Origin of the sequence: Chthonobacter albigriseus (assembly GCF_013839445.1) — a bacterium.
GTDB classification, from domain to species: domain Bacteria; phylum Pseudomonadota; class Alphaproteobacteria; order Rhizobiales; family Pleomorphomonadaceae; genus Chthonobacter; species Chthonobacter albigriseus.
Map to the genome: position 1 here is coordinate 348217 of NZ_JACDIT010000001.1, position 12329 is coordinate 360545.

The 12329-nt window shown below is 67.4% G+C and carries 12 protein-coding genes; 8 read left to right on the top strand and 4 right to left on the bottom strand.

Translation table 11 applies throughout. The features are described 5' to 3' along the window. The first annotated feature begins 38 nt into the window (after positions 1–38). Positions 39–1334 carry an NAD(P)/FAD-dependent oxidoreductase gene (locus tag HZ321_RS01605; protein ID WP_244635519.1) on the top strand — a complete coding sequence of 432 codons (1296 nt, stop codon included), beginning with the start codon at positions 39–41 and terminating at the stop codon, positions 1332–1334. Between the two features lie 13 nt (positions 1335–1347). On the opposite strand, the gene HZ321_RS01610 is transcribed toward HZ321_RS01605, so the two are convergent. After that, positions 1348–1860 (bottom strand): BLUF domain-containing protein, encoded by a 513-nt coding sequence (locus tag HZ321_RS01610; RefSeq protein WP_181699554.1) that lies wholly within the window; start codon positions 1858–1860, stop codon positions 1348–1350. A gap of 340 nt (positions 1861–2200) precedes the next feature. Between HZ321_RS01610 and HZ321_RS01615 the strand changes: the two genes are divergently transcribed. From HZ321_RS01615 to HZ321_RS01635, 5 genes are read left to right on the top strand one after another with little or no spacing between them, the layout of a single operon-like run. Beyond that, positions 2201–2503, top strand: coding sequence for a DUF2849 domain-containing protein (locus HZ321_RS01615; RefSeq protein WP_181699556.1), 303 nt, complete (start codon positions 2201–2203; stop codon positions 2501–2503). A 17-nt stretch (positions 2504–2520) separates the two neighbouring features. Continuing rightward, complete coding sequence (locus HZ321_RS01620; protein ID WP_181699557.1) at positions 2521–4176, top strand: nitrite/sulfite reductase; 1656 nt, start codon at positions 2521–2523, stop codon at positions 4174–4176. Further along, complete coding sequence (locus HZ321_RS01625) at positions 4166–4924, top strand: phosphoadenylyl-sulfate reductase (RefSeq protein ID WP_181699559.1); 759 nt, start codon at positions 4166–4168, stop codon at positions 4922–4924. Before HZ321_RS01620 ends, HZ321_RS01625 begins: the two co-directional genes overlap by 11 nt. 2 nt (positions 4925–4926) lie before the next feature. Beyond that, positions 4927–5469 carry a DUF934 domain-containing protein gene (locus HZ321_RS01630; protein WP_181699561.1) on the top strand — a complete coding sequence of 181 codons (543 nt, stop codon included), beginning with the start codon at positions 4927–4929 and terminating at the stop codon, positions 5467–5469. A 20-nt stretch (positions 5470–5489) separates the two neighbouring features. Beyond that, on the top strand, positions 5490–5861 hold the full coding sequence (locus HZ321_RS01635; RefSeq protein ID WP_425305360.1) for a 2Fe-2S iron-sulfur cluster-binding protein: 372 nt from the start codon (positions 5490–5492) through the stop codon (positions 5859–5861). A 4-nt stretch (positions 5862–5865) separates the two neighbouring features. Here HZ321_RS01635 and HZ321_RS01640 read toward each other — a convergent pair whose 3' ends face one another. Then, complete coding sequence (locus HZ321_RS01640) at positions 5866–6153, bottom strand: hypothetical protein (protein WP_181699563.1); 288 nt, start codon at positions 6151–6153, stop codon at positions 5866–5868. An 86-nt stretch (positions 6154–6239) separates the two neighbouring features. Then, positions 6240–6839 carry a DUF2585 domain-containing protein gene (locus HZ321_RS01645; protein WP_244635521.1) on the bottom strand — a complete coding sequence of 200 codons (600 nt, stop codon included), beginning with the start codon at positions 6837–6839 and terminating at the stop codon, positions 6240–6242. A gap of 214 nt (positions 6840–7053) precedes the next feature. On the opposite strand from HZ321_RS01645, the gene HZ321_RS01650 reads away from it, so the two are divergent. Then, the gene (locus tag HZ321_RS01650) at positions 7054–8331 is read left to right on the top strand and encodes an efflux RND transporter periplasmic adaptor subunit (protein ID WP_181699565.1); all 1278 of its coding nucleotides are present in this window, start codon (positions 7054–7056) and stop codon (positions 8329–8331) included. 11 nt (positions 8332–8342) lie between these two features. Further along, a complete protein-coding gene (locus HZ321_RS01655) occupies positions 8343–11504 on the top strand; it encodes an efflux RND transporter permease subunit (RefSeq protein ID WP_181699567.1) in 3162 nt (1053 codons plus the stop codon). Between the two features lie 10 nt (positions 11505–11514). Here the strand turns inward: HZ321_RS01655 and HZ321_RS01660 are convergent, their stop codons facing one another. Then, positions 11515–12327 carry an ABC transporter permease subunit gene (locus HZ321_RS01660; RefSeq protein WP_181699569.1) on the bottom strand — a complete coding sequence of 271 codons (813 nt, stop codon included), beginning with the start codon at positions 12325–12327 and terminating at the stop codon, positions 11515–11517. Positions 12328–12329: the final 2 nt, after the last annotated feature.

Sequence of the window (12329 nt, forward strand, 5' to 3'; positions counted from 1 at the left end):
GCGGCCGGTGGATCTGGGACCGTGCCGACCGGAGTGTCATGTACCCGACCGCCTTCATGCCCGAACTGGGACGTGCGCCACATCCGCCGTCCTATTACGCCGAAACCGCGGGCGCTCTGCCGTCGCATCCGGCCCTGAAGGGCGCACGCCGGGCGGACGTGTGCATCATCGGCGGTGGCTATACCGGACTTTCAGCCGCTCGGAGCCTCGCCAAGGCGGGATACGATGTCGTCGTGCTGGAGGCGAACAAGGTCGGCTGGGGCGCTTCCGGGCGCAACGGCGGGCAGATCCATCCAGGCCAGCGCCGCGATCCGGACTGGATGGCCGCAAGGTTGGGCGAGCCGGCGACGCGGCGGCTGCTCGCTCTGGCCGACGAGGCCTGGCGGTTCCAGCGAGACCTGATCGCGGACGAGCGGATCGATTGCGACCTCGCGGAGGGGCTGATCCACGGCATCCACAAGAAGTCGTGGGTGGAGGAGGAGCGCCGCACCCTCGACCATCAGGCGAAGGCCTGGGGTGTCGGCCCGATCGCGTTCCTCGACAAGGCGGAAACCGCCGCAAGGCTCGGGACGGACGCATATTTCGGCGGTACCCTCGATCCCAAGGGCGGGCACCTGCATCCGCTGAAGTTCGCGCTCGGCATCGCCCGTGCGGCGGTGGCGGCCGGCGCGACAATCCATGAGGACACGCGGGCCCTTTCGATCCGCCACGGATCGCCTGCGGTGATCACGACGCCCGATGGCGAGGTCACCGCCGACACCGTGGTGCTCGCCGGCAACGGCTATCTCGGTGGTCTCGATCCGGACACCGATGCGCGCGTGATGCCGCTCAACAACTTCATCCTGACCACCGCCCCACTGGATCACGTCCCAATCCCCGGCAACGAGGCGGCGAGCGACACGCGGTTCGTGGTCTACTACTGGCGGATGACGGCCGACCGGCGGATGCTGTTCGGCGGCGGCGAGACCTTCACACCGCGGTTCCCGGCCGATATCGCGGGCTTCGTGCGGCGACATCTTGCGCGGGTCTATCCCGATCTGGCGTCCGTGCCGATCGATCACGCCTGGGGCGGCACGCTGGGGATCACGGTCAATCGCCTGCCCTTCGTGCGCCGGCCGAAACCGAACGTCTGGGTGGCGGCCGGCTACTCGGGCCAGGGGGTGATGCTCGCGCCCTTCGCCGGGCACATCCTCGCAGAAGCCATCCGGGGCCAGACCGAGCGCTTCGACGCCTTCGCCGACCTGCCCTGCCCGCCGTTTCCAGGCGGAACGTGGCTGCGCTGGCCGACGCTGGTGGCGGCGATGAGCTGGTTCGCGCTCCGCGACCGGCTCTGAGGCCGGCAAGCCATCAGGCGTGGGTCAGGTGCGACATCACCGGCGAGACCTTGATGACCTCCACATGGTCCGGGGCGCTGGTGACGTGGGACGCCAGGGAACGCGCATCGAGCTTCGAGAGCGACTCCAGCAGCAGGAGCATGCTCGGGCCGGACATGCGGGCAGGATCCAGGCCCTGGGTCAGCCCGAAGCGCAGGTAGATGCGATCGACCGCTTCCGAATGACCGGCGTAGACGGAGTACCAATCGTCGAAGCGACGCTCCTCGATCGGTCCGGCCTGGAGGATGGTCAGGTTGGCGTTGCGCCGGTCTCCGGCGATCCGCACCAGGACCGACGAGACCCTTCGCCGATCGCCCTCGATCACGCCCACAAAGTACTGGTCGTTGAAGACCAGGGCGCCCGTCACGCCGGCGGCAGGGTTGTTGCGATGCCCCGCGGCGATGATCGCTTTCAGTTCCTTGGCAAGCGGCAGACCCAATTCGCGGATCTTGTTCTCACTGTAGTAGATCAGGCGGTGGAGATACATGGTCCACTCCTTCTCACCTGAGTTCAAGACTACGACGAGCACGATGCAAATTTCTTGACGGATCGCTTCAAATTGGATGGATCGGAGCTGTTTTTCGCATCGGGCCGGCCGGCCTCCTCCCGGCATGACGATCCATTGCGCAAGAGCCGGTGCGCACCTCGCCAAAAGCTTGGAAACAGTTGTTCAAGGCTTCGTCTGTAGCATCGTTTTCTAGAAGCGACCGTTGGCGGAAATCCATTTCTCTCCCGTGTCCGGAATTGGAACGTGCGACGCAGCAATTGCACGCGCCTTCGCATATGTCTTTGGATCCAAGGTGCCTTTGCCGGAAAGCCCACGTGCCATGCCCCAGATCGTGACTGCCAACCGACTGATCGACGGAGAGGTCGTGTTCCGCGCCGCCGACGGATCCTGGGTGCGAGACGTCAACGGCGCCGGCGTGCTGCAGAGCAAGGACGAGGCAGGCGTGGCCGAGGCCGCCGCGCTCGCCGATTTCGCGAACGCGATCGTCGTGGACGTGGCCGTGATCGACGTGACCGTCGCGGCCGACAAGGTGGTCCCCGTGCGGCTGCGCGAACGCATCCGGGCCTTCGGCCCGACCGTCAAGTCCGACCACCGGGCCGACCTGAAGACAACCGCCGCCTGAGCCGAGAGCGTTCCACGATGTATCGATACGACGAGTTCGACGCCACTTTCGTCAAGGAGCGGGTCGCCCAGTTCTCGGACCAGGTCACGCGGCGCGTCGCTGGCGAGATGACCGAGGACGAGTTCCGGCCGCACCGGCTGATGAACGGCCTCTACCTGCAGCTCCACGCCTACATGCTGCGCGTGGCGATCCCCTACGGCACCCTGTCGTCGCGGCAGCTGCGGCGGCTGGCGCGCATCGCGCGGGTCTACGACAAGGGCTTCGGCCATTTCACGACCCGCCAGAACATCCAGTACAACTGGCCGGCTCTACGGGACGTGCCCGCTATCCTCGCCGAATTGGCCGAGGTGGAGATGCATGCCATCCAGACCTCCGGCAACTGCATCCGCAACGTGACCTGCGACCACTTCGCCGGCGCGGCGAAGGACGAGGTCGCCGATCCGCGGCCCTATGCCGAGATCCTGCGGCAGTGGTCGAGCCTCCATCCGGAATTCTCGTTCCTGCCGCGCAAGTTCAAGATCGCGGTCACCGGCGCCGCGCACGATCGGGCGGCCATCCGCACGCACGACATCGGCCTGGAGGTCCGCCGCAACGAGGCGGGCGAGATCGGCTTCGGCGTGTTCGTGGGCGGCGGCCAGGGCCGCACGCCGATGCTGGCGCGCGAGGTGAACCCCTTCGTGCCGGAGAAGGATCTGCTCGCCTATGTCGACGCGATCCTGCGCGTCTACAATCTGTTTGGCCGGCGGGACAACAAGTACAAGGCCCGCATCAAGATCCTGGTCCACGAGGCCGGTCTCGACGAAATCCGCGCCCGCGTGGAGGAGGAGTTCGCCGCGATCCGGGACGGCGTGCTGACGCTGCCGGCCGAGGAGGTGGATCGCATCGAGGCCTATTTCGCGGCTCCGGCCTTCGCGCCGCGCCCCGCCGTCAGCGCGAGTTTCGAGGCCGCCCGCAAGGCCGACATTGAGTTCGACCGCTTCGCGCGCACCAACCTGCACCCGCACAAGGTGCCCGGCTACACCTCGCTCACGATCTCGCTGAAGCCGATCGGCGGCATTCCGGGCGACGCCTCGGCGGACCAGATGGACGTGGTTGCCGACCTCACCGAGCGCTTTGCGTTCGATGAGGTTCGTGTCAGCCACGAGCAGAACCTGGTGCTGCCGCACGTGGCGCTCGACGACGTGCACGCGATCTGGACCGTGCTCGCCGAAAACGGGCTCGCCACGGCGAACACCGGCCTGATCACCGATATCATCGCCTGCCCGGGCCTGGACTACTGCGCGCTCGCCAACGCCCGGTCGATCCCGGTCGCCAGCCGGATCTCGGAGCGCTTCGGCGCCTATGAGCGGCAGGCCGACATCGGGCCGCTGTCGATCAAGATCTCCGGCTGCATCAACGCCTGCGGACATCACCACGTGGGTCACATCGGCATCCTCGGTGTCGACAAGAAGGGCGAGGAGGTCTACCAGATCACCCTCGGCGGCAGCCCGGACGAGACCGCCTCGATCGGCGAGATCGTCGGACGCGGCTTCTCCTCCGACGAGATCGTGGATGCGATCGAGACGGTGGTCGACACCTACATCGGCCTGCGCCAGTCGCCCGACGAGACCTTCCTCAGCGCCTACCGCCGCGTCGGCGAGACTCCGTTCAAGGAAGCTCTCTATGGCGCTTGATGCCCTCGACATCTCCACGATCGCTCCGACGGAGGCGCTGAAGTCGGAGGCGCGCGCGCTCAGCGAACGGGCCGAGGGCCTTGCCGCAGGGGACATACTGAAGCTCGCCTTCGAGCACTTCGGCACCGGGCTTGCGCTCGTTTCCAGCTTCGGCGCGGACAGCGCGGTGCTGCTGCACATGGTCTCCGAAATCGACAAGACCCTGCCGGTGGTCTTCATCGACACCGGCAAGCTGTTCGGCGAAACGCTGCGTCACCGCGATGCGCTGGTGGAGCGGCTCGGGCTCACCAACGTCCGCTCGGTCAAGCCGCAGCCGAAGCGGCTGGAGGAGGTGGACCCGGACGGCACGCTCTGGTTCCGCAACACGGATGCCTGCTGCGGCGTGCGCAAGGTCGAGCCGTTGTCCTTCGCGCTTTCCGAGTTCGATGCCTGGATCACCGGGCGCAAGCGCCATCAGGCCGTGACGCGAGCGAACCTTGCCCTGTTCGAAGCCGACGGGGAGAAGATCAAGGTCAACCCGCTCGCCGGCTGGACCTCGCGGGACGTGGAGGCCTACCGGCTCGCCCACGACCTGCCGGCCCATCCGCTGGTCGCCGAAGGCTACAAGTCGATCGGTTGCATGCCCTGCACGGATCGGGTCGCCGACGGCGAGGACGAGCGGGCGGGCCGGTGGCGCGGCCAGGCGAAGACGGAATGCGGCATCCACCTCGGCCTCGCCGGCCGGGAAGCCAACGGCAGCGGGATCTGATCATGACGGTGCAGAATACGATCACGGCCGATGTCGCCGAACGGGATGTCTGGCGCAACGGCCACTTCGAGGCCGATGGCTGGCACCGGCTGGCTGACGACGAAGCGATCCCTGCCGACGGGCGCGTGCTGCTCTCCACGCGGCGGTTCCTTGCGGAAGCCGCTGCGGGCACGATCGGCAACAAGCCGGTCGGGGTGCTGGTGGAGCCGGCGGATCGGGTTGCGGAGCTGGCCCCTCACCTGGACCTGCTGTCGGTGATCGCCGTTGATTTTCCCAAGTACAACGACGGCCGCGGCTTCAGCCATGCCGCGCAGTTGGCCCGGCTTGGTTTTGCCGGCGAGCTCCGGGCCGTGGGGAACGTGCTGATCGACCAGATCGCCTTCATGCGCCGCCTGGGCTTCACGGCTTTCGAGGTCACTCACGCGGTGACGCGCCGCTACTTGATCCAGGGCAAGGACCCGGCGCCGCGGCACTACTATCAACCGGCTGTGCGCGACGAGCCCCCGGCCGGCACCCGCCCGTGGCTGCGCCGCGCGGCCGACTGATTGGCGGAGCGTACCCGAGCATGGATCTGAACCCCGCCCTCCTCAGCGACGACGCCGAAGCCGACGAAGTGACGCTGTCGATCACGGTCGTCGACTTCGACGGCGTCGAGCACCAGCTTCAGGCCCTCGAGGGCTGGCGGGTGATGGAGGTCATCCGCGACTGGGGCCTGCCCATCAAGGCTGAATGTGGCGGGGCCTGCGCCTGCGGGACCTGCCACGTCCACGTGGACGAAGCGTGGCTGGACCGCCTGATTCCGGCCAGCGCGGAGGAGGAGGATCAACTCGACACCGCCAGCGGCGTCGCGTTCAACTCCCGCCTCTCCTGCCAGATCCTGATGCGGCCGGATCTTGACGGGCTCAGAGTCAGCCTGGCACCGGGCAGCGAACCCTGACGGCCTATTCCTTGCCGTCGCGGGCGACGAACTTGAAGAAGCGGCTGGTGGAGCCGTCCTTGGTCTTCTCCTGGTAGAGGAAGGCCAGGTTCTTCTCGTCGAACTTCTCGAAGAACTCGTCCCATGTGATCTCGTCGAGCGCGTTGTCGTCGCCGCGACCCGGGAAATCGATCCTGAGGATGCCGGTTTCGCCCTTGTCATGGGTGGCCGCCACCGAGGACGGCCGGCCGCCGCGCTCCTCGGTCCACTTGCGGATGGTGTCGTGATCGGTGGTGGTCTTCGCTTCCGACATGGATCGCCTCCGTTCGTCGTCGTTCCCCTGGTTCCCGGGAAGAACCTGCGACGGCGGCAAAGGTTCGCGATCGGCGGCGCGCTCGTTCAGGACCCGCTCTGCCAGGACCTGATCGCCTCGATCGGCCAGAGCAGCATGATCACGTTGAGGGTCAGGTTGTCGCGGATCATCCAGCCCACGAAGACCTCGGCCGCGAGCGCCAGGACCAGCGTCACCGGCCAAGGCAGCCGCGCTGCCAGCACGAAGCCCGCGATCATCGAGACCACGTCGAAGGCGGAGTTCAAGACGCTGTCGCCGTAGTAGTCGAGCGCGATGGTCGCGGTGCGGTAGCGGTCGATGATGACGGGCGAGTTCTCCGCGATCTCCCATGCCGCCTCGATCAGGGTCGCGGCCGAGAGCCTGGCGCCGAAGGACCAGCGCCGGGCCACCAGCCACAGCACGAAGAAGAACACGAACCCGTGGATCACGTGAGACGGCGTGTACCAATCGAAAAGGTGTTGCGAGTTGTCGGGCGAATTCACTTCGCCCACCCACAGCTTCACCGTTCCGCATTCGCAGATCGGAACCCGCCCCATGGCCAGCAGGATCGCCGCCATGCAGACGGTGATCCCGAGGACGACAAGGCTCCAGAACCGTGTCCGCCGGGGCGCGTCGCCGGCTGTTTCGATCAGGGCTTCACCACTCAAACCGGTCTCCTCCAGCGTTCCCCCGAGGCTTGCGTCCGCCGTCTCACGGCAACGTGATCCTTCGGGCGGCCATTTGGCTGCCTGCCGATACACTCCGTGACACTTTCAGAGGTTTTCCAGAAAGCGCAGGCTACAATATTGCTCGACATGCAACGCGGCCCCACGGCTGCGTCTCATCTCCTTGTGCCCTCGTCAATCCCGGAGCCGCCTACCGATGGCCGTGTGGAAGCAGATCCTGGTGGTCCTCGTTCTTGCGCTGGCCGGCGCCTACGCCTGGGCAACGTTCGACCCGGCGGGCCGGGAGCGTCTTGCCGGGCTTGGCGTACCGGCCTGGGCGCTGCCCTCGCCCCCGGCGAATGAAGCCGCCGAAGGCGGTGAAGGCCAGGGACGGCCGCGCGGCGGTCAGCAGGCAGGCGGACAGGGCGGGGGTCAGCAAGCCGGAGGTGGCGGGCGGCGCGGTCCGGGTGGACCCGCACCGGTCACGACCGCTGCGGCTGGCGAGGCGATCACCAACGACCGTGTGTCGGCGATCGGCACCGCGGAAGCGGACAAGACGGTTACCGTCTTCCCACGCTCGACAGGCATGGTCGACGCGGTGCTGTTCCAATCGGGCGAGCGGGTTGAAGCCGGTCAGGTGCTGGTCCGGCTGGATGCCGATGCCGAGGCGATCGCGATGGAGCGTGCGAACGTCACGCTGGGTGACGCCCGCGCCAAGGTGGAGCGCTACGACCGGCTGGCCGCGAATTCCTCGATCAGTTCCGTGGAGCGGGACGCCGCCCGCTCGGAACTCGCATCGGCCGAACTGGCCGTCCGCGAAGCGCGGCTGGCGCTCGACCGTCGTGAAGTGAAGTCGCCGTTCTCTGGCATCATCGGGCTGACCGACGTGGAGGTGGGCGACATGGTCTCCGCGACCTCCGAGATCGCCACGATCGACGATCGCTCCACGCTCAAGGTGGAGTTCCGAATTCCCGAGGCTTTCGCTGCCAAGGCGGCCTTGAACCAGACCGTGACTGCCACGACGCCGTCCCGGCCGGGAGAAACATTCGAAGGGATGGTTTCGGCGATCGGCAGCCGGATTGAAGCCGACAGCCGGACGCTTGTGGTCCAGGCGCGCCTGGACAACAGCTCCGACCTGCTGCGGCCGGGCATGTCCTTCCTGGTGGAACTGCGTTTCGACGGCGACCCGCGCGTCTCCGTTCCGGCCCTCTCCGTCCAGTGGGATCGCGAGGGCTCTTATGTCTGGAAGGTCGCCGAGGGCAAGGTCGCTCGCACAAGCGTCGCCATCGTCGAACGGAATGCCGAGATGGTGCTCGTGGAGGGTGACCTCGCCAAGGGCGACATCGTTGTCGTGGAGGGCGTCCAGCGCCTGCGCCAGGGCGCGACGATCGCCGATGCGGCCGCAGCGACGACTCCTGTGGCTGACCCGGCGGGCGCGACACCGACGCCAGCGGCCGGCGACGGTTCGTCTGCGCCGCAGGCCAAGCGCGGCTGAGGGAGACGCCCATGTCCAGTTCCGGATCCGATCGGCCGACCCACCGCTCGGCGGCGTTCACCGCCCTCTTCGTCCGACGGCCGGTGCTGGCGCTCGTCATCAACGCGCTGATCATCGTGGCGGGCCTGGCCGCCTTCAACGGCATCGAGATCCGCGAGCTGCCTGACATCGATCGCCCCGTAGTGACGGTGACAGTGAACTACGACGGCGCCTCGCCCGAGACGGTGGATTCGGAGATCACCGCGGAGGTGGAGAGCGCGGCTTCGCGCGTCGCCGGCGTGTCGTCGATCTCGGGGCAGTCGCAGTTCGGACGGGCCCGTGTGACCGTCGAGTTCCTCGACAGCGTCGACCTCAACGTCGCGGCCAACGATCTCCGGGATGCCGTCTCGCGCATCCGGAACAGCCTCCCCGACGACATCGACGAGCCGCAGATCGTCAAGGCCGATGCCAACGGCGAGGCGATCATGCGCGTCAGCGTGATCGCCGACGACATGTCGATCGAGGCGCTGACGACGCTCGTCGATACGCGCATCACCGACCGGCTCGCTGCGGTGGACGGTGTCGCCGACGTGCAGCTGTTCGGCGACCAGGAGGCGATCTTCCGGATCGACGTGGATCAGGCGGCGCTTGCCGCGCGCGGGCTGACGATCGGTGATCTCGGGACGGCGCTCGCCACGGTGACCTTCGACGCGCCGGCAGGATCCCTGTCCAATCCGAACCAGAGCCTGGTTGTGAGGGCCGACGCCCGTCTGGTCGATCCGGAGGAGATCTCCAACCTCCTGATCAACGCGACCACCCGCGTCAAGGATGTCGCGACGGTTACGCTCGGGCCGGACATTCGCCAGTCGCAGCTGCGGGTCAACGGCAAGACCGGCGTCGGGCTCGGGATCGTCCGGGCCGCGCAGTCGAACACCATCGAGATCTCGGAGGCCGTGCGCGCCGCCGTCGCGGAGCTCAAGCCGACGTTGCCGGAGGGGGTCGACATCCGCGTCACCTCCGACGACGCGCAGTTCATCAATGGGGCCCTTCACGAGGTGGAGATCGCGCTCGGGCTCGGCGTCGTCATCGTCGTCGCGGTGATCTGGCTGTTCCTGGCGGACTGGCGGGCCACGCTGATCCCGACGCTGACGATCCCGGTCTCGCTGATCGGCACGCTTGCTGCCATGTGGGTGGTCGGTTTCTCCATCAACATCCTCACCCTGCTCGCACTGGTGCTTGCCACCGGCCTCGTGGTCGACGACGCGATCGTGGTGCTTGAGAACATCGTCCGAAGGCGCGCGCAGGGCATGAAGCCGCGCGCTGCTGCGGTGCTCGGCACCACCGAGGTGTTCTTCGCCGTGTTGGCCACCACCGCGACGCTCGCCGCCGTGTTCGTGCCGATCTCGTTCCTGCCCGGCACGGCCGGCGGCCTGTTCCGGGAATTCGGCTTCGTGCTCGCCATCTCGGTCGGCATCTCCTCGATCACCGCACTGACCTTCGGGCCGATGCTCGCCGCCACGCTGCTGCCGGACGTCAGCGAGACCCCAGAGCGGCGATCCTTCGCGGGCAAGGTGCTGGATGGGATCGGCGGCGTGCTCGCCCGGTTCTACATGCGCGGGCTCAAGGCGGCGCTGGCTGCGCCCGTGGTCGTCATCGCGCTCTGCCTCGCGTTCGGGGGCGCGGCCTGGATCGCCTTCGCCAATCTTCCGCGCGAACTCACGCCGCAGGAGGACCGCGGCGTGGTGCTGATGTCGGTGTCGGCCCCGCAGGGCGTCTCGATCGACTACACGGCGCGGCAGATGGACAAGATCAACGCCATCCTGCAGCCCTACCTGGAGACCGGCGAAGGCGCGGCGATCTTCTCGATCGCTGGGCGGGGCGGCAACGTGAACTCCGGCTTCGTGGTGCTGACGCTCACCGACTGGGCGGAGCGCGACCGGAGCCAGCAGGCGATCGCGGCGGAGATCAACGGCAAGGTGTCGAAGATCCCCGGCGTGCGCGCCTTCGCGATCAATCCGAACAGCCTCGGCATCCGCGGCGGCGGCCAGGGTTTGCGCTTCGCGCTGCTCGGCCCGGACTACCGCAGCCTTGGCGACGCGGCCAACCAGCTGATCGCTGCGATGGAAGCAAGGCCGGAATTCCGCAACATCCGCCTCGACGCGGAACCGACGCAGCCGCAGCTTTCCGTGCAGATCGACCGCGATCAGGCCCAGGATCTCGGCGTCTCGATCGACGGCCTCGGTGAGGCGCTGCAGGCGGTGCTCGACGGACGCAAGATCGCCGACGTCAACGCGGGCGAGCGAACCATTCCGGTGAAGCTGATCTCGACGGGTGTCGCCATCGACGACCCGAAGGATCTGGAGAACGTGTTTGTGCGCACCGGCGACGGGCGCATGGTGCCGATCTCCTCGATTGCGACCATCCGCGAAGAAGCCGTGGCTCCGTCGCTATCCCGCGAGGCGCAGCAGCGGGCGGTGCCGATCACGGCGGAGCTCAACGGCGTCGCCCTCCAGGAAGCGCTGGATGCCGTCCGCGTTCTGGCCGCCGATACGCTGGAGGACCGGTTCCGGATCGAGCCGCTCGGCGAGGCGGCGACGCTGGAGGAGACGTCCAGCGGTCTTGCGATCACCTTCGGCTTCGCGATCATCGTGATCCTGCTGGTGCTCGCCGCGCAGTTCGAAAGCTTCGTCGCGGCCTTCATCATCATCGCGACCGTGCCGTTCGGGCTGGCGGCGGCGGTATTCGCGATGGTGCTGACCGGCGGATCGCTCAATCTCTACAGCCAGATCGGCCTCGTCATGCTTGTCGGCATCATGGCCAAGAACGGCATCCTGATCGTGGAGTTCGCCAACCAGCTGCGCGACGAGGGGATGTCCGTCCGCCGCTCCATCGAGGAGGCCTGCCGGATCCGGCTGCGTCCGGTGATGATGACGATGATCGCCACGATCGTCGGCGCCGTGCCGCTGACGATCGCGTTCGGCGCCGGCGCGGAAGCCCGGCAGGCGCTCGGCTGGGTGCTGGTCGGCGGCCTCGGCATCGCAACGGTCTTCACGCTCTACCTGACGCCCGTCGTCTACCTGCTGCTCGCCGGCTTCTCCAAACCGCGGGCGAGTGAGGAAGCCAAGCTCGCCAAGGAACTGCGGGAAGCGGAAGGCCTCCGCCTGATCGACGATCACGCCCTGCCGGCGGAGTGATCCTCCAGCCTCAGCGCTCGTCCTTGCGACGGAGCTTCCGCTCCAGGGCGCCGAGGGCCAGCGACAGGCCCAGCGTCATGACGAGATAGAGGAAGGCGACGATGTTGTAGGTCTCGAAGTAACGGAAGTTGTTGGTGGCCGCCACCTTGCCCATGTAGGCGATGTCGGCGACGCCGATGGCGGAGACCAGGGCGCTGTCCTTGATCATCGCGATGAAGTCGTTGCCGAGCGGGGGGAGCACAACGCGGATCGCCTGCGGCAGGATGATCAGGCGGAAGACCTGCGACCGTCGAAGGCCGAGGGCCGTCGCCGCCTCCACCTGCCCGCTGCCGACGGACAGGAACCCGGCCCGGAAGATCTCCGCGATGAAGGCGGCGTAGCCGATCATCAGCGCAAAGACAGCGCGCCAGATCAGGTCGATATCGCGCACAGCGACCGCCGGCAGATAGCCGGCTTCGATCGCTGCGGCGAAGACGCCGTTGTAAGCGCCGACGAGCGCCGGCACCCCCACGAAGGCGGTGTAGGAGAGGATGACGATGACCGGAATGCCGCGGATCAGCTGCACGTAGAACCGCGCCACCTCTCGCAGCACCCGGTACCGGGACAATTGCGCGGCCGCGATGAGCAGCCCGAGTGCGCAGGCGAGCGCGAAGCTCGCCAATGTCACCCAGACCGTCATCCACACGCCGCGGACCACGATCGCGAAAAGGTCGCTGTAGACCGGGTCGCGCCAGATCAGGAACCCGAGCCAAGCGCACAAGGCCAGGATGGCGACCAGCCACCAGGGAAACTCGGACCGTTCCACCGAGCCGGGGGCGGACACGG

Bases quoted from the DNA above. Each gene is read 5' to 3' on its own strand.
- HZ321_RS01605 (WP_244635519.1), top strand. From the start codon at position 39: ATGTACCCGACCGCCTTCATGCCCGAACTGGGACGTGCGCCACATCCG.
- HZ321_RS01635 (WP_425305360.1), top strand. From the start codon at position 5,490: ATGGATCTGAACCCCGCCCTCCTCAGCGACGACGCCGAAGCCGACGAA.
- HZ321_RS01630 (WP_181699561.1), top strand. From the start codon at position 4,927: ATGACGGTGCAGAATACGATCACGGCCGATGTCGCCGAACGGGATGTC.
- HZ321_RS01615 (WP_181699556.1), top strand. From the start codon at position 2,201: ATGCCCCAGATCGTGACTGCCAACCGACTGATCGACGGAGAGGTCGTG.
- HZ321_RS01610 (WP_181699554.1), bottom strand. From the start codon at position 1,860: ATGTATCTCCACCGCCTGATCTACTACAGTGAGAACAAGATCCGCGAA.
- HZ321_RS01650 (WP_181699565.1), top strand. From the start codon at position 7,054: ATGGCCGTGTGGAAGCAGATCCTGGTGGTCCTCGTTCTTGCGCTGGCC.
- HZ321_RS01655 (WP_181699567.1), top strand. From the start codon at position 8,343: ATGTCCAGTTCCGGATCCGATCGGCCGACCCACCGCTCGGCGGCGTTC.
- HZ321_RS01640 (WP_181699563.1), bottom strand. From the start codon at position 6,153: ATGTCGGAAGCGAAGACCACCACCGATCACGACACCATCCGCAAGTGG.
- HZ321_RS01620 (WP_181699557.1), top strand. From the start codon at position 2,521: ATGTATCGATACGACGAGTTCGACGCCACTTTCGTCAAGGAGCGGGTC.
- HZ321_RS01625 (WP_181699559.1), top strand. From the start codon at position 4,166: ATGGCGCTTGATGCCCTCGACATCTCCACGATCGCTCCGACGGAGGCG.